Annotated in this window: 14 protein-coding genes; 7 read left to right on the top strand and 7 right to left on the bottom strand. The window is 68.2% G+C overall.

The genetic code is table 11. From position 1 onward, the window contains the following. The first annotated feature begins 201 nt into the window (after positions 1–201). The 3 genes from QQK43_RS13120 to purT all read left to right on the top strand — a co-directional run bounded on the left by QQK43_RS13120 (position 202) and on the right by purT (position 2,709). Positions 202–456, top strand: coding sequence for a hypothetical protein (locus QQK43_RS13120; protein WP_234264087.1), 255 nt, complete (start codon positions 202–204; stop codon positions 454–456). Between the two features lie 154 nt (positions 457–610). Next, positions 611–1,510, top strand: coding sequence for an archaetidylserine decarboxylase (asd, locus tag QQK43_RS13125; protein ID WP_284308136.1), 900 nt, complete (start codon positions 611–613; stop codon positions 1,508–1,510). Beyond that, complete coding sequence (gene purT, locus QQK43_RS13130; RefSeq protein ID WP_284308137.1) at positions 1,507–2,709, top strand: formate-dependent phosphoribosylglycinamide formyltransferase; 1,203 nt, start codon at positions 1,507–1,509, stop codon at positions 2,707–2,709. The genes asd and purT overlap by 4 nt, the downstream gene beginning before the upstream one ends. 144 nt (positions 2,710–2,853) lie before the next feature. Here purT and QQK43_RS13135 read toward each other — a convergent pair whose 3' ends face one another. From QQK43_RS13135 to QQK43_RS13150, 4 genes are read right to left on the bottom strand one after another with little or no spacing between them, the layout of a single operon-like run. After that, positions 2,854–4,059, bottom strand: coding sequence for an ABC transporter permease (locus QQK43_RS13135; RefSeq protein ID WP_234264084.1), 1,206 nt, complete (start codon positions 4,057–4,059; stop codon positions 2,854–2,856). Beyond that, entirely contained in the window at positions 4,049–4,795 is a 747-nt protein-coding gene (locus tag QQK43_RS13140) for an ABC transporter ATP-binding protein (protein WP_284308138.1), read from the bottom strand. Before QQK43_RS13140 ends, QQK43_RS13135 begins: the two co-directional genes overlap by 11 nt. Further along, a complete protein-coding gene (locus tag QQK43_RS13145; protein ID WP_284308139.1) occupies positions 4,792–6,117 on the bottom strand; it encodes an efflux RND transporter periplasmic adaptor subunit in 1,326 nt (441 codons plus the stop codon). The genes QQK43_RS13140 and QQK43_RS13145 overlap by 4 nt, the downstream gene beginning before the upstream one ends. A gap of 28 nt (positions 6,118–6,145) precedes the next feature. Further along, positions 6,146–7,609 carry an efflux transporter outer membrane subunit gene (locus QQK43_RS13150; RefSeq protein WP_284308140.1) on the bottom strand — a complete coding sequence of 488 codons (1,464 nt, stop codon included), beginning with the start codon at positions 7,607–7,609 and terminating at the stop codon, positions 6,146–6,148. A 357-nt stretch (positions 7,610–7,966) separates the two neighbouring features. Here QQK43_RS13150 and corA point away from each other — a divergent pair, with 357 nt between their 5' ends. The 3 genes from corA (at position 7,967) to QQK43_RS13165 (ending at position 11,126) form a co-directional block, all read left to right on the top strand. Next, entirely contained in the window at positions 7,967–8,953 is a 987-nt protein-coding gene (corA, locus tag QQK43_RS13155) for a magnesium/cobalt transporter CorA (RefSeq protein ID WP_284308141.1), read from the top strand. Between the two features lie 142 nt (positions 8,954–9,095). Further along, complete coding sequence (locus tag QQK43_RS13160) at positions 9,096–10,373, top strand: C4-dicarboxylate transporter DctA (RefSeq protein ID WP_284308142.1); 1,278 nt, start codon at positions 9,096–9,098, stop codon at positions 10,371–10,373. Between the two features lie 48 nt (positions 10,374–10,421). Then, positions 10,422–11,126: a GntR family transcriptional regulator gene (locus QQK43_RS13165; protein ID WP_284308143.1), complete on the top strand. Its 705-nt coding sequence runs from the start codon at positions 10,422–10,424 to the stop codon at positions 11,124–11,126. A 6-nt stretch (positions 11,127–11,132) separates the two neighbouring features. Here QQK43_RS13165 and QQK43_RS13170 read toward each other — a convergent pair whose 3' ends face one another. Beyond that, the gene (locus QQK43_RS13170; protein ID WP_284308144.1) at positions 11,133–11,888 is read right to left on the bottom strand and encodes a 5'-methylthioadenosine/adenosylhomocysteine nucleosidase; all 756 of its coding nucleotides are present in this window, start codon (positions 11,886–11,888) and stop codon (positions 11,133–11,135) included. A gap of 110 nt (positions 11,889–11,998) precedes the next feature. Further along, positions 11,999–13,687, bottom strand: coding sequence for a long-chain-fatty-acid--CoA ligase (locus QQK43_RS13175; RefSeq protein WP_284308145.1), 1,689 nt, complete (start codon positions 13,685–13,687; stop codon positions 11,999–12,001). 171 nt (positions 13,688–13,858) lie between these two features. On the opposite strand from QQK43_RS13175, the gene QQK43_RS13180 reads away from it, so the two are divergent. After that, entirely contained in the window at positions 13,859–14,143 is a 285-nt protein-coding gene (locus tag QQK43_RS13180; RefSeq protein WP_284308146.1) for a hypothetical protein, read from the top strand. Positions 14,144–14,145: 2 nt separating this feature from the next. On the opposite strand, the gene QQK43_RS13185 is transcribed toward QQK43_RS13180, so the two are convergent. Further along, positions 14,146–15,402 (bottom strand): c-type cytochrome, encoded by a 1,257-nt coding sequence (locus QQK43_RS13185; RefSeq protein ID WP_284308147.1) that lies wholly within the window; start codon positions 15,400–15,402, stop codon positions 14,146–14,148. Between the last annotated feature and the right edge of the window lie 45 nt (positions 15,403–15,447).

The following is a 15,447-nucleotide window of genomic DNA, read 5'->3' on the forward strand; positions in this document are numbered from 1 at the left end:
CCCGCATTTGCCCGGCTCCGACGGCGTCCGGAGGCCGGAAAAGCCGGGGGTTTTCCGGCCAGTTCCGGCTTTGTCGGGCGGCTTCCTACACACGGCATGGCAGGGCGCCGACTTAACCTTCTGAAACAGCCCAAATACAGTTTGTGACATCGACAAACGAATTGTCATCGCCACAAACCCCCCGCTTTTCAGGACACCGCCATGAACTCCGCTGCCAACCGCCTCAACCCCTTCGTGCTGATGCTGGACCCCGAAGCCGTGATCAGCGCCATGGAAAGCAGCCGGCCGCTGCGCAGCCTGCGCCAGCGCGTGTGCCGGCCGCTGGACAAGCCGTTGATCCCGATCACGCATCCGCAGACCCAGGCTTTCGACGCCGCCATCGATGAAGACGCCTTCACCGACGGCGGGTGCGACTGGTACGCCCAGGCCCAGCCGGCGCTGCACGCCGTGCACTGAGCGCGGCCTTTCAAAGGGGGCGCCGCGTCCAGGGACGGGGCCGGCGCGATCCCCAGGGCTTCAGGCGCACCGGCTGCCCCGCGCCAACGGGCCTGCAGTCCTACAATCGGCGCTCCCCGGTTCTGCCGCCTCCCCCGCCCAATCCGTCACCGACGTGGAATTTTCCGTTGCCCTGCAATATGTGTTGCCCAAGCAGGCGTTGACCCGCCTGGCCGGGCGGCTTGCGCGCGCCCAGGCGGGCGCCCTGACCGAGACGGCCATCCGCCGCTTCATCCAGCGTTACGGGGTGGACATGTCCGAGGCGGCCAATCCGGACCCAGCCAGTTACCGCAGCTTCAACGAATTCTTCACCCGGACCTTGCGCCCCGGGGCGAGGCCGTTGTCGGCGGCCGATTTCCTGTGCCCGGTCGATGGCGCCATCAGCCAGTTCGGCCCGATCCAGCGCGACCAGATCTTCCAGGCCAAGGGGCATCACTATTCCACGCAGGCCTTGCTGGGGGGCGACGCGGGGCTGGCCAGCCAGTTCGACGACGGCGACTTCGCCACCATCTACCTCAGCCCGCGCGACTACCACCGCATCCACATGCCCAGCGCCGCGCGGCTGCGCCGCATGATCCACGTGCCGGGGGCGCTGTTTTCGGTCAATCCCGCCACGGCCCGCGGCGTGCCCGGCCTGTTTGCGCGCAACGAGCGGGTCGTGTGTCTGTTCGACGTGCCGCACGGCCCGCGGCACGAGAAACGCCCCTTTGCCATGGTGCTGGTGGGGGCCACCATCGTCGGCAGCATGGCCACCGTCTGGCATGGCGTGGTGAACCCGCCGCGCCCCGGTCAGGTGCGGGAATGGCCGTACGACGACCAGAGCTTTGTGCTGGATCGTGGCGAAGAAATGGGCTGCTTCCTGCTGGGTTCCACCGTGGTGATGCTCTGGCCCCGGCACACGATCGACTTCAACCCCCAATGGCAGCCGGGCCTCGCGGTGCGCATGGGCCAGGCCATGGGCACGGCCGTGCCCGACGAACCCGACACCCTTCCCCATCCTCAGGACCTTTCATGACCACGCTCGGCACCCCGCTTTCCCCTTCGGCCACCCGCGTCATGCTGCTGGGCAGCGGCGAACTGGGCAAGGAGGTGCTGATCGCGCTGCAGCGCCTGGGCGTCGAGACCATTGCGGTCGACCGCTACGACAACGCGCCCGGCCAGCAGGTGGCGCACCATGCGCGCACCATCACCATGAGCGACCCGGCGCAGCTCAAGGCGCTGATCGAGGCCGAACGCCCGCACCTGGTGGTGCCCGAGATCGAAGCCATCGCCACGCCCATGCTGCAGGAGCTGGAGGCGGCGGGTGTGGTGACCGTGATCCCGACGGCGCGCGCCGCGCGCCTGACCATGGACCGCGAGGGCATCCGCCGCCTGGCGGCCGAAACCCTGGGTCTGCCCACCAGCCCTTACCGGTTCTGCGACTCGCTGGCCGAGCTGCAGGCGGCCATCGACGCCGGCATCGGCTACCCCTGCATCGTCAAGCCGGTGATGAGCTCCAGCGGCAAGGGCCAGAGCAAGATCGACGGACCGGCCGACGTGCAGAAAGCCTGGGATTACGCCATGGCCGGCGGCCGGGTGAGCCACGGACGGATCATCGTCGAGGGCTTCATCGACTTCGACTACGAGATCACGCAACTGACGGTGCGCGCCAAGGGCGCGGATGGCGTGGTCCATACCCACTTCTGCGACCCGATCGGCCACGTGCAGGTCGGTGGTGACTATGTCGAGAGCTGGCAGCCCATGGCCATGTCGGCGGCCGCGATCGACCAATCACGCCAGATCGCCAAGACCGTGACCGACGATCTGGGCGGCCTGGGGCTGTTTGGCGTGGAACTGTTCGTCAAGGGTGATCAGGTCTGGTTCAGCGAAGTCAGCCCGCGTCCGCACGACACCGGCCTGGTCACGCTGTGCACCCAGCACCAGAGCGAGTTCGAGCTGCACGCGCGCGCCATCCTGGGCTTGCCGGTCGACACCCGCCTGCGCAACCCGGGCGCCAGCGCCGTGATCTACGGTGGTGTCGACGCCCAGGGCATCGTGTTCGATGGCGTGGACGAAGCCCTGGCGGTGCCCGGCACCGATCTGCGCCTGTTCGGCAAGCCCGAGAGCTTCACCAAGCGCCGCATGGGTGTGGCGCTGGCGCGCGCCGAGACCACCGATGCCGCGCGGGCGAACGCCAAGCTGGCGGCGAGCAAAGTGCAGCCGCGCAGGGGCTGAAGCCGTCCGAACGGTGCGCCTTCATGCAGGGGCACCGTGGAACCGGCTCCGCTGGGCCACAGGTGCTGCCCCTCTGCCCAGCGCCGCGTGGCGGCGCGCAAGAGCGGGGGGAGGCCGCGTCAGCGGCGCAGGGGGGTGACCCTGCTACTCGTGTCGCAAGGCGTCGATCGGGTTCAGTCGAGCAGCGCTGCGGGCCGGGAAATAGCCGAACACCACGCCGATGGCGGCCGAGAACACAAAGGACAGCAGGTTCACGCTGGCGTTGAACTGGTAGGGCACGTTCATGACGGCCGACAGGCCAATCGATGCCAGGGTCGCCAGCACGATGCCGGCCAGCCCGCCCAGGGCGGCCAGGACCACGGCTTCGATCAGGAACTGCAGCAGCACCTCGCGTTCGAGCGCGCCGATGGCCAGGCGCAGACCGATTTCGCGCGTGCGCTCGGTGACGCTCACCAGCATGATGTTCATGATGCCGATGCCCCCCACCAGCAGGCTCACGGCGGCCACGGCGCCCAGCAGCATGGTCATCACCTGGGTGGTGCCCGAGAGCGTGTCGGCGAGCTGCTTGGTGTCCAGCACGTTGAAGTTGTTCTCGTCGCTGTCGGCCAGCTTGCGGCGTTCGCGCAGCAATTGCGTCAGGCTGGCCGTGACACGCGCGGGGTCGGCGCCGTCGGCCATGGACACCAGCAGGGTGTTGACCCGCGTGTTGCCGGTAATGCGCCGCTGCAAGGTGTTCAGCGGCATCAGCACCATGTCGTCCTGGTCGTTGCCGAAGGCGCCCTGGCCCTTGGAGCCGAGCACGCCGATGACCTCGCACGACATGGCCTTCACGCGCAGCTGGGAACCGACAGCGCTGCCGCTGCCGAACAGCTCGCGCTGCACGGTCTGGCCGATCAGGCACACGGCCGCACCGGCACGCAGCTCGTCGTTGGTGAACTCGCGCCCGTCTGCGATGGTCCAGTTGCCGGTCACCAGCCACTGGTTGGTGCTGCCGATGATGCTGCTGCTCCAGTTGCGGCCACCGGCCACGATGGTGGTGCCGGTGCGGGCTTCGGGTGCCACGGCGGTCACGCCGCCGATCTGACTGGCAATGGCATCGGCATCGGTGTCCTTGAAGGAGGGCGCGCCACCGCTGCCACCAGGCCCCATGCGTTGGCCGGGGCGGATCTGCAGCAGGTTGGTGCCCAGGCCGGAAATCTGGTTCTGCACCGCCATCGTGGCGCCGTTGCCCACGGTCACCATGGTGATCACGGCGCTGACGCCGATCACGATGCCGAGCACGGTCAGGAACGAGCGCAGCAGATTGCGGCGGATCGAGCGCAGCGCGAGGATGAGGGTGTTAAGCCACATGGCCGGTCTCCGGGGTGGGGCGCAGCAGCAGGGGCTCGTTGGGCTCATCGCTGGCGACCACGCCGTCGACAAAGCGCACGATGCGCCGGGCATAGACGGCCATGTCGGGCTCGTGGGTGACCATCAGCACGGTGATGCCCTGCTCGGTGTTCAGGCGCCAGAGCAGCTCCATGATTTCGTGGCTGCGCTGGGTGTCCAGGTTGCCGGTCGGCTCGTCGGCCAGCAGCACCTGGGGTTCGGTCACGATGGCGCGCGCGATGGCCACCCGCTGCTGCTGCCCGCCCGAAAGCTCGGCCGGGGTGTGGTGTTCCCATCCCTTGAGGCCGACTTTGTCGAGGGCGCGACGGGCCGCTTCGTGACGCTGCGCGGCGGGCTCACCCCGATAGACCAGGGGCAGCTCGACGTTTTCCTGGGCCGAGGTCCGTGCCAGCAGGTGAAAGCCCTGGAACACGAAGCCCATGTAACGGCGGCGCAGGCGGGCCCGCTCGTCGCGCGAGAGGTTTTCCACGTGCACGCCGCGAAACAGGTATTCGCCCCCGCTGGGCACGTCCAGGCAGCCCAGCGTGTTCATGGCCGTGGATTTGCCCGACCCGCTGGGCCCCATGATGGCGACGAAGTCGCCGGCCTCGATGTCCAGGTCCACGCCCCGCAGGGCGAGGAAGGCGGTCGCGCCCTCCCCGTAGGTCTTGGTGATGTTGCGCAGCCGGATCAGCGGCAGGGTGCCGGTGTCGGTCATGAGCGGCTGCCTCCGGCGCGCTGCTCGATGATGACGGGCATGCCCGCCTCCAGGCCTTCGCCCGTGACCTCGGTCATGCGGCCGTCGCTGATGCCGGTGCGCACCGATACCGCGGCCGGCTGGCCGTCGCGCAGCACCCAGATCTGGCGCGGGCCGGCCCCGCCGCCGCGGCGATCGACGCCGGCGGTCTTGGGCGTGTTCGAGCGCGGCGGGCGCGGCATGATCTTGGACAGGATGCCGCCATCGCTCGATGCACTGGCGCTCGCGGGCGCAGCGCCGGCGCTGGCTGGCGTGAAGCGCAGCGCCGTGTTGGGCACCAGCAGCGCGCCCTGGCTTTCCTTGGCCACGATGGTGGCCGACGCGGTCATGCCCGGGCGCAGGCTGAGGTCGGCGTTGTCCACGCCCAGCGTGGTCGTGTAGGTGACCACGTTGTCGGTCTTGGTGGAGCCGAAGGCCACGCGCTCGATGGTGGCCGGGTAACGGCGGGACGGGAAGGCGCTGACGGTGAAGGTGGCTTTCTGCCCCGCCTGCACGGCCCCGACGTCGGCCTCGTCGACCGCCACGTCCAGTTTGAGCTGGGTCAGGTTCTCGGCGACCGAGAACAGCGTGACCGCCTGCAGCGAGGCCGCGACCGCGTTGCCCGGGTCGACCGAGCGCGAGAGCACCACACCGTCGATGGGCGAGCGGATGGAGGCCTTGGACAGGTTGGTTTCGTTGGTCGAGAGCGTGGCGCGCGACTGTTCGACGCTGGCACGTGCCGCGTTTTCGGCGGCCACCGCCCGCTCGACGGCGGCCCGTGCGGTGTCGAGTTCGGTGGCCGACGGCACCTTGCCGCCGGACAGGCGCGCGACCTCTTCGTAGCGGGCCAGCGAGGCCTGGGCTTCCTTCAGCGTGGCGCTGGTCTGGGCCAGCGAAGCCTGTGCGGAAGCCAGCCCTGCGCGGGCCTGGGTGACCTGGTCGATCAGCTTGGCCGCGTCCAGCTCGACCAGCACCTGCCCGGCCTTGACGCGGTCGTTCACATCCACGAGCACCCGTTTGACGGTGCCCGAGAGTTCGCTGCCGACGTTGACCGAGCGCGTGGGCTGCAGCGTGCCGTTGGCCGCGACCGTCAGGGTGATGTCGCCGCGTTTGACGGCCTCGGTCAGGTAGACCGGTGCGGCCCGCGATTGCTGTTGGGCTTGCCAGACGTACAGGCCGCCGCCGGCCAGGGCCAGCACGGCCAGGCCGGCCCACAGCGAGGTGCGTTGCCACCAGCGCGGGGGGCTGTCCTGGCCCAGCAGGTCCTGGAGTTCGGCGGAGGTGGCTTCCTTCTTCTTGCTCATGGTGTGTCCGGCGTGAGGGGGTTCGATGTCAGCGTGTCGACGCGGGTTCGGTGGTGGTGGCCGCTTCGGGGTTCCAGCCGCCGCCCAGCGCCTTGTACAGGCGCACGTGGTCGGCCGCGATGCTTGCCTGGGTGCTGGCCACGCTGTCCTGGGCGGACAGCAGGGTGCGCTGCGTGTCCAGCACGGTGCGGAAGTCGATCAGGCCGCTGCTGTAGCGCTGGCGGGCCAGCAGGTCCGCGTTGGCGGCGGCCTGCTGGGCGCGCTGCTGGCGGACCAGTCGCTCCTGGTCACCGCGCAGGGCCAGCAGCGCGTCTTCCACGTCCTGCAGGGCCGTGAGCACGGCGGCCTCGTAGTTCACGCGCGCGGCTTCGAGCGCGGCTTCCTGTGATTGCACCTGGGCGCGGCGCGTGCCGCCGTCGAACAGGGGCAGCGAAATGCTCGCGAGCAGGCTGTTGGCGATGGTGGCGCCGCTGCCCAGTCCCGACAGCGTCAGCGCCGACAGGCCCACCGAACCCCCGATGCGCAGGCTCGGATAGCGGTCGGCTTCGGCCGCGTCCAGGCGGGCCAGGGCGGCACCGATGCGGTATTCGGCGGTGCGCACATCGGGCCGCTGGCGCAAGACCTCGGCCGGGATCGCCAGGGCCAGCGTGGCAGATGCCTGGGGCACCGGGGCAGCGCTGGCAAGGCGCTCGTTCAGGGCGCCCGGGGCCTGGCCGGTCAGTACCGCCAGGGCGTTGAGGTTCTGGCCGATGCTGGTCTGCAAGGCCGGCACCTGGGCGGCCGTCTGTTCGTACGCCGCCAGGGCCTGCTCCACGTCCAGCGAGGCGGCCAGTCCGGCCTGCGCGCGCCAGCGGGTGATCTGCAGGGTCTCCGCCTGGGCGGCCAGGCTGGCCTGGGCGATGGCCAGGCGCTGTTGCAGGCCGCGCAGGTCGATGTAACCCAGGGCGACTTCGGCGGCCAGCGAAACCTGGGCATTGGCCAGCGTGGTGCCGGCGGCCGCCAGGTCGGCCTCGCTGGCCTGCGCCGTGCTGCGGTTGGCGCCAAACAGATCGGGCTCCCAACTGGCGTCCAGCCCGGCCTGGAAACGGTTGCTGGCGGCCGCATCGCCGCTCTTGCTGCGCTGGCCCGAGCCCGACCCGGTCAGCGTGGGCCACAGGCCCGCCTGCGCGGCATCGCGCTGGGCACGGGCTTGTTGCAGCGAGGCTTGCGCGCTGCGCACCGAGGTGTTGGCCTGCAGGGCCTGGGTGATGAGGGCGGTGAGCTCGGCATCGCCGAAGCGCTGCCACCAACTGGCCAGGGCGGTGGCGCTGCCGGCCTCGGCAGGCGCGGTCCGCCACTGGGCGGGCGTGGCGATGGCGGGCAGGTCGGCGGTTGCGGGGGCCGACAGGCTGGCACAGCCGGTGAGCACGGCCAGGCTGATCGCGCCGATGGCGGCGTGCAGGGGGCGCCGTGCGGCTGCGGCGTGAAAAGGGGCGTCGGGCAGGGCGGTCATGGTGTGAGTGTCAGAGCACCCGGCATCGGGGCACGGAACCGATTGTGGCGACCTTTGCATTCCGTTCCATGGCGATTGTGTGAAGTTCCTGTAAATGCCGACGCGGGCTCGGAAATGCGCTGGCGCGCACCGGTCTGCTCAGGTGGCAGTGCCATAATTCGGGGCATATCCTTTCGGAGATTGCCATGGAAAGCACGCCCCCCAGTTGTGTGCTTTCAGCCTCCACCGGGACTGCCTGAGCGCCGTGGATCCTGCGGTGGCTGATACGGGCGGCCGGTCGGCTGAAAGCGCCGCCGAACCCTGAGGTCCTCGCCTCGTCCCGTTTCGCCCAGTCCACCGTCCAGCCGGGAGCGCCCCATGCTCAACGTCTTTACCCTGGCCAATGGCCGCCTGTTCCAGGAAGAAATCGAGTCGCTCGAAGAGCTGGCCCGGTTCAAGCCCATCTGGGTCGACCTGGAAGACCCCACGCCCGAGGAGCGGCGCTGGGTCAAGCAGCATTTTGGTCTGTCCATCCCCGAAGATGCGATGGACGACGACATCGAGGAGTCGGCGCGTTTCTTCGAGGAAGACAACGGCGAGCTGCATGTGCGCTCGGACTTTCTGATCGATGACCCCGACGACCCGCGTGCGGTGCGGGTGGCCTTCATCCTCAACGAACACAACGACAGTCTCAAAAGCCGGGGCGTGCTGTTCTCCATCCACGACGAGGACGTGCCGGTGTTTCGCCTGCTGCGCATGCGCGCGCGTCGCATGCCAGGCCTGATCGAGGACGCCAAGGACGTGCTGCTGATGCTGTTCGACGCCGACGCCGAGTACTGCGCCGACACGCTGGAAGACATCTACGACGATCTGGAGCAGGTCAGCCACAAGGTGCTTTCCAGCGAAGCGACCGACAGCGCGCTGGGCGAGGCGCTGGGTGCCATTGCCCGGCACGAGGACATGTCGGGGCGCATCCGCCGCAACGTGATGGACACGCGCCGCGCCGTCAGCTTCATGATGCGCAGCCGTCTGCTGAGCGCCGAGCAGTTCGAGGACGCGCGCCAGATCCTGCGCGATCTGGACTCGCTCGATGGCCACACCGCGTTCCTGTTCGACAAGATCAACTTCCTGATGGACGCGACGGTCGGTTTCATCAACATCAACCAGAACAAGATCATCAAGATCTTCTCGGTGGCCAGCGTTTCGCTGCTGCCCCCCACGCTGGTGGCCAGCAGCTACGGCATGAACTTCCAGTTCATGCCCGAGCTGCAGTGGAAGCTGGGTTATCCCTTCGCCATCGTGCTGATGATCATCTCGGCCGTGGTGCCGATGATCTATTTCCGCAAGCGGGGCTGGTTGAGGTAGGCCCCGTCTGGCCAGGTCAGCGCCGTCCTGCACGCCGACAGACGGCCATTCCAACCTAGGGAAATCCCTCGAAAGCCAACAGGTTTTCTTGCCTACATTCTTGCATACAAGATTTGTATTTCTAACTTGTCGAGGAGAAAAGGTGGCCAAGTTTTTCAAGTCCCTGTTCGGGCAGGTGTTGCTGGCCCTGCTGCTGGGCATTGCCCTGGGGTTCGTATCGCCGGAGCTGGCGGTCAAACTCAAGCCCTTGGGTGATGGATTCATCAAGCTCATCAAGATGATCATCCCGGTGCTGGTCTTCTGCGTGGTGGTGCATGGCATCGCGGGCGCAGGTGATCTCAAGCGGGTCGGCCGGGTTGGCGTCAAGGCGCTGATCTATTTCGAGGTCGTCACCACCATCGCCCTGTTGCTGGGCCTGGTGCTGGCGTTCTGGTTCCAGCCCGGCGTGGGCATGAACGTGAACCCGGCCACACTCGACGCGTCTGCCATGAGTGCCTACGCCAGCAATGCGGACAAGCTCACCAGCGGAGGCACGGTGGAGTTCCTGATGAAGCTGATTCCCACCACGGTGGTGGCGGCTTTTGCCAACGGCGATGTGCTTCAGGTGCTGCTGTTTGCCGTGCTGTTCGGCTGCGCCCTGGCTTTGCTGGGCGAACGTGGTGCGCCGGTGGCGGGTTTCATCGACACGCTCTCGCAGGTGCTGTTCAAGATCATGGGCCTCATCATCAAACTCGCCCCGCTGGGCGTGCTGGGTGCCATTGCCTTCACCGTGGGCAAATACGGCCTGGGTTCGCTCAAGCAGTTGGGCATGCTGGTGGTGCTGTTCTACGGCGCTGTGATCTTCTTTGTCTTTGTGGTGCTGGGTCTGATCATGCGCATGGCCGGCTTCAGCATCTTCAAGTTGTTGCGCTATCTGCGCGAGGAACTGGCCGTGGTGTTTGCCACCACATCGTCCGACAGCGTGTTGCCGCAGATCATGGCCAAGCTGCGCGGCATGGGCATCAAGGACTCCACCGTGGGTCTGGTCATTCCCACCGGCTATTCCTTCAACCTGGACGCGTTCTCCATCTACATCACGCTGGCGGCGGTGTTCATTGCGCAAGCCACCAACACCCCCATCTCGATGTCGGACCTGCTGGCCATCCTGGCGATCTCGCTGGTCACCAGCAAAGGTGCCCATGGCGTCCCGGGTTCGGCCATCGTGGTGTTGGCGGCCACATTGCATGCCATTCCGGCGATTCCGGCCATTGGGCTGGTCCTGGTGCTGTCGATTGACTGGTTCATGGGCATCGCCCGGGCACTGGGCAACTTGATCGGCAACTGCGTGGCCACCGTGGTGGTCGCGGCCTGGGAAGGTGACATTGACCGCACCAAAGCCCATGCCGTGCTGGACGGCAGGGAACAGCCCCGATTGGAATGACCGAGGAGTCCAGGCGGCGCAAGGCGAAGGCGTTACAGTGTTCGGCTGATGTCCACCCAGCTTGAAATCGCCCAACGAGTCGTCGAATCCATCCTGGCGCAGCAACTTGCGCCTGGGCAGCGGCTGGGCGAACAGGAGCTGGCCGACCTCTTCCAGGTCAGCCGCACCATGGTGCGCGAAGCCCTGATGCAGTTGCAGGCCAGGGGGTTCGTGGAGGTGCGGCCGCGCAAGGGCTGGTATGTGGTGGAGCCGTCCATGGACGACGCGCGGGACGCATTCTCGGCCCGCCGCATCGTCGAGGCCGGCATCCTGGCGCCACCCGCGACCGAGCCCACGGAGGAGGGCCGCCCTCTGCAGCAGGTGGCCCGATCCTTGCGCCGCCATATCGAACAGGAGCGTCTGGCCATCCAGCAGGACGACGCTGCCACGAGGGCTTTCATGCTGGCGGATTTCCATGTGTGTCTGGCGGAAAACCTGGGCCACCGCTTGCTGTGCGACGTGCTGCGCGATCTCACCGCCCGCACCACGCTCGCCGCCACGCTCTACCAGTCCACCCATGACGCCAGACAGTCTTGTGATGAGCACGCCGCCATCGTGGCGGCGCTGGAGGCTGGTGATCTGCCGTTGGCACGGCGGCGCATGCTCGACCACATTGGCCACGTCGAACGCGCCTTGAGTGCGGAGGTTCCGCAGCGCGAAGACCGCCTGAGGCAGGCGCTGTCGCCCGTCACGGGTGCGCGCAAGACGCGCTGAGCCGCCTCAGGCCATCAGCTCGCGAACGATGGCACCGCTGTAGCGGCTGGCCACGTCGCGCAGGAAGCGCGGGAAATCCACAGGGGCATCGTCATCGGCGCGGTCCGAAATGGTTCTCACCACCGCCAGCGGCACGCCAAAATCGTGGCAGACCTGCGCAAATGCCGCCCCCTCCATTTCCACCGCCAAGGCCTCGGGCAGCTCGCGTTGCAGCTGGGCGCTTTCGGCTGTGGTGGCCACGAAGCGGTCGCCGCTGATCAGCAAGCCCTGGTGCAGGCGCGGGGTCTGAAGAGCGAATGCCTGAACGGTGCTGGCGTCCAACTGTGGGGGCAAGGCGCCCAGCATGCGCTCGCAAGCCAGTTCCAGCGCATCGGCCAAGCCGCTGTCGGCGTCAAAGCGGGCACGCCCGTAACCCGGCACCTCATGGCGCGGAAACAGCGGTGAGGCATCCATGTCGTGTTGCAGGAAGCTGCGGGCCAACACCACGTCCCCGACCCGGACACCCGGCCCAAGGCCACCGGCCACGCCAGTGAACACGATGCGTTGCACGTGAAAACGCTCTATCAACAGCGTGGCCGTGGTGGCTGCCGCCACTTTGCCGATGCCGCTTAGCACCGCCACCACCTCCTGCCCGTGCAGATGCCCGACCCAGAACGCCCGGCCCCCGATCACCTGCTTCTGCTCATCGGGCATGAGGGCCAGCACGCTGGCGAGCTCGTCGTGCAGGGCGGCGACGATGGCGGTACGGGGCGTCTTGTTCATGGGCGCATTGGACCAGAAGCCTGTGCGCGATCAGGGCGTGGACAGCGTCGAGAACGTGGCACAGCCGCATCGCGCTGTCCCCTGGGGAATGACAGGCTGTGCGCGGCGGGCTACTTCTTGTCGCGCAGTTCGCGGCGCAGGATCTTGCCGACCGGGGTCTTGGGCAGTTCGGTGCGGAACTCGATCACCTTGGGCTGTTTGTAGCCCGTGAGGTTGGCCTTGCAGAACTCGCGCACCTGCGCTTCGGTCAGGGATTCGTCCTTCTTCACGATCACCAGTTTGACCGCTTCGCCCGAGCGCTCGTCGGGCACACCGACCACCGCGCATTCGAGCACGCCGGGCATCGTGGCCACCACGTCTTCGACCTCGTTGGGGTAGACGTTGAAGCCGCTGACCAGCACCATGTCCTTCTTGCGGTCGACGATCTTGAAGTAGCCCTTGTCGTCCATGACGCCGATGTCGCCGGACTTGAAGTACCCGTCGGCGGTCATGACCTTGGCGGTCTCGTCGGGGCGCTGCCAGTAGCCGGCCATCACCTGCGGGCCCTTGATCGCGATCTCGCCGGGCTGGCCCATGGGCACCTCGTTGCCGGCATCGTCGATGCACTTCATCCAGGTGTTCGGCAGGGGCACGCCAATGGTGCCGGTGAAGGACGTGTTGGTGACCGGGTTGCAACTGGCCGAAGGGCTGGTTTCCGACAGGCCGTAGCCTTCGCAGATCGGGCAGCCGGTCTTGTCCAGCCAGAGCTTGGCCACCGCGCCCTGCACGGCCATGCCGCCGCCCACGGACACCTTGAGGTTCTTCCAGTTGACGGTGCCGAAGTCGGGGTGGTTGGCCAGGCCGTTGAACAGGGTGTTGACGGCCGGGAAGCTGTGGAAGGTGTGCTTGGACAGCTCCTTGAGCACGGCCGGCAGGTCCCGCGGATTGGGGATGAGCAGGGTCTTGCCGCCGGTGCGCAGGCTCAGCATCATGTTCACGGTGAACGCGAAGATGTGATACAGCGGCAGGGCGCAGACGCTGGTGGGCTGCTCGCTGGCCGGCACCTTCTTCATGACCGGATCGTTCCAGGCCTCGGACTGCAGCACATTGGCGATCACGTTGCGGTGCAGCAGCACCGCGCCCTTGCTCACGCCCGTGGTGCCGCCGGTGTACTGCAGCACGGCCACGTCGTCGGGTCCGATGTCGGGCTGGCGCAATGTACCGCGACCGCCGCGCGCGATCGCGTCGTTGAAGCGCACCGCCTGGGGCAGGCTGAACTCGGGCACCATCTTTTTGACGTTGCGCACCACGTAGTTGACGATGGCGCCTTTGAGCAGGCCCAGCAGGTCACCCATGGCCGCCAGCACCACGTGCTTGACCGGGGTCTTGGCCAGGCAGGCCTCCAGCGTGGCCGCAAAGTTTTCGATGATGACGATGGCCTTGGCGCCCGAGTCCTTGAGCTGGTGCTCCAGCTCGCGGGCCGTGTACAGCGGGTTGACGTTGACCACCACGTAGCCGGCGCGCAGGATGCCGGCCACCACCACGGGGTACTGGGGCACGTTGGGCATCATGATGGCGACCCGGTCGCCCTTGGCCAGCCCCAGGCCCTGGAGGTAGGCGGCGAAGGCCCGCGAGAGCGCATCGGTCTGGGCGTAGGTCAACTCCTTGCCCATGAAGCTGTAGGCCGTGCGCGGCGCGAAGCGCGTGAAGCTGTCCTCGATCAGGTGCACCAGGGAAGGGTACTGGTCCACGTCGATGTCGGCGGGAACCCCTTCGGGGTAGGCGCCCAGCCAAGGGCGGTCGGCCGTTGCAGCGGTCATGCTTGTCTCTCCGGGTGGATGTGTGCGGACTCGGGTCGGAAACTTAAGATTGTGGAACGAAAATCGAACGACCGTTCTCCTGTTTTTCCCTGAGCCCGTTCGGAAAGCCTACTTCACTTTTGGAAGCGCTGCTGCCGCCGCACCCCGGCCCGCTGCGGCGCTGCTCACAGCATGGAACTGCTCTATCTGATCTTTGATGCCAGCGACGACGGCCAGGGCCTGGGCTGCTGGGAAGCCATGGCCAGCGTGCCGTCCGGTGAGCAGGACGCCGTGGTGGCCGAGGCGTGCCGGGTGCTGGCGGCGGCCGAGCGGCAGGCCCCCGGGCCACGCGGTCCGCAGGAGGAGGGCGGGGTTTGGGACGCCGAGCTGCAGGTGCAGCCCGACGGGGCCTGGGTGGCGGTGACGCTGACGCTCACCGGCCCCTGGGACTGGGGCGAGGCGCTGCTGGGGCGTTAGCTTCAGCGCACGCGCTGCACGTCCAGCGGCGCCACCGCCGCAGCCTGGTTGCCCCAGCTCTGGCGGATGAAGCTGGCCACGGCCGCCACTTCCGCATCGCCGAGCAGCGTGCGGAAGGGGGGCATGCCGTAGGGTTGCGGATGCCGCGCCGTGGCGGGGGCGAAGCCGCCGCTGAGGATGGCCTGCAGGGTGTTGACCGGCGAATCCATCTGCACCACGCGGTTGCCCGCCAGGGCCGGGTAGGCGCCTGCGGCCCCCTGGCCCGCGTCGCCGTGGCAGGCTGCGCACTGCTGGCCGTACAGGCGCTCACCCAGCGCGCGCTGGGCCGGGTCGGCCGGCTCGAAAGGTGGCGCCGGGCGGCTGTCGGTGGGCAGGGTGCGCAGAAAACCGGCCAGGGCGCTCAGGTCGTCGCTGTGCAGGTACTGGGTGCCGTGGAACACCACCTCGGCCATCGGGCCCAGCACGCTCGCATCCGCGGTCTGACCGCCCTGCAGCAGAGCGACGATCTGGTCTTCGCTCCAGTGCTGCACGCCGGCTTCGCGCGGGTCGCGCAGCGAGGGCGCCCACCAGCGCCCGTCGGGCATCCGGTTGCCGCCCCAGACCGTTGCGGGACCACCCCAGGCGTTGCGCGTGGTGTGGCAGGCGGCGCAATGGGCCACGGTGGCCACGTAAGCGCCCTGGTTCCACGCGGCGCTGCGCTGCGGATCGGGCTCGAAGCGGCCGGCGTCAAAGAACAGCAGCCGCCACACCGCCAGGGCGGCCTGGGTGCTGTAGGGGAAGCGCAGGGTGTGGGGCGGTGTGGCCTGGGCCACCGGCGGCAGGCTGCGCAGGAAGGCGTAGAGCGCGTCGGTGTCGGCGTCGCTCAGGCGGGTTGTGTGGTCGTAGGGAAAGGCCGGGTAGAGCAGGTGTCCGTCGCGCGAGCGGCCTTCGTGCAGGGCGCGGCGGAAAGCCTCGGCCGACCAGTGGCCGAGGCCGGTGGCGGGATCGGGCGTGAGGTTGCTGGCAAACACCGTGCCGAACGGGGTGGCGACGCCGTGGCCGCCCGCGTACGGCTGGCCGCCCCGGGCGGTGTGGCAGGCCATGCAGTTGCCGGCCTGCGCGAGGTAGGCGCCACGCGCCACCTGCGCGGACGGGGCGGCGGGCGTGTCTGCCGGCACCGCCGGCAGGGCCGGTGCGCGCATTTCCAGCAGCACGAGCACGGCCAGCAGGGCCACGGCCAGGCCCAGCACGGCCAGCGCGATCTTCAGCGGGCGCGTCATGGCCGGGCTCCCGGCGCGGCATGGGGTACCAGGCCACAGCGCAAT

The organism is Hydrogenophaga electricum, assembly GCF_030160815.1.
GTDB lineage: Bacteria > Pseudomonadota > Gammaproteobacteria > Burkholderiales > Burkholderiaceae_C > Hydrogenophaga > Hydrogenophaga electricum.

What these genes read in the sequence shown, in the direction of transcription:
- QQK43_RS13120 (WP_234264087.1), top strand. Translation starts at nt 202, where the DNA reads ATGAACTCCGCTGCCAACCGCCTCAACCCCTTCGTGCTGATGCTGGAC.
- purT (WP_284308137.1), top strand. Translation starts at nt 1,507, where the DNA reads ATGACCACGCTCGGCACCCCGCTTTCCCCTTCGGCCACCCGCGTCATG.
- QQK43_RS13135 (WP_234264084.1), bottom strand. Translation starts at nt 4,059, where the DNA reads ATGTGGCTTAACACCCTCATCCTCGCGCTGCGCTCGATCCGCCGCAAT.
- QQK43_RS13140 (WP_284308138.1), bottom strand. Translation starts at nt 4,795, where the DNA reads ATGACCGACACCGGCACCCTGCCGCTGATCCGGCTGCGCAACATCACC.
- QQK43_RS13145 (WP_284308139.1), bottom strand. Translation starts at nt 6,117, where the DNA reads ATGAGCAAGAAGAAGGAAGCCACCTCCGCCGAACTCCAGGACCTGCTG.
- QQK43_RS13150 (WP_284308140.1), bottom strand. Translation starts at nt 7,609, where the DNA reads ATGACCGCCCTGCCCGACGCCCCTTTTCACGCCGCAGCCGCACGGCGC.
- corA (WP_284308141.1), top strand. Translation starts at nt 7,967, where the DNA reads ATGCTCAACGTCTTTACCCTGGCCAATGGCCGCCTGTTCCAGGAAGAA.
- QQK43_RS13165 (WP_284308143.1), top strand. Translation starts at nt 10,422, where the DNA reads ATGTCCACCCAGCTTGAAATCGCCCAACGAGTCGTCGAATCCATCCTG.
- QQK43_RS13170 (WP_284308144.1), bottom strand. Translation starts at nt 11,888, where the DNA reads ATGAACAAGACGCCCCGTACCGCCATCGTCGCCGCCCTGCACGACGAG.
- QQK43_RS13175 (WP_284308145.1), bottom strand. Translation starts at nt 13,687, where the DNA reads ATGACCGCTGCAACGGCCGACCGCCCTTGGCTGGGCGCCTACCCCGAA.
- QQK43_RS13180 (WP_284308146.1), top strand. Translation starts at nt 13,859, where the DNA reads ATGGAACTGCTCTATCTGATCTTTGATGCCAGCGACGACGGCCAGGGC.
- QQK43_RS13185 (WP_284308147.1), bottom strand. Translation starts at nt 15,402, where the DNA reads ATGACGCGCCCGCTGAAGATCGCGCTGGCCGTGCTGGGCCTGGCCGTG.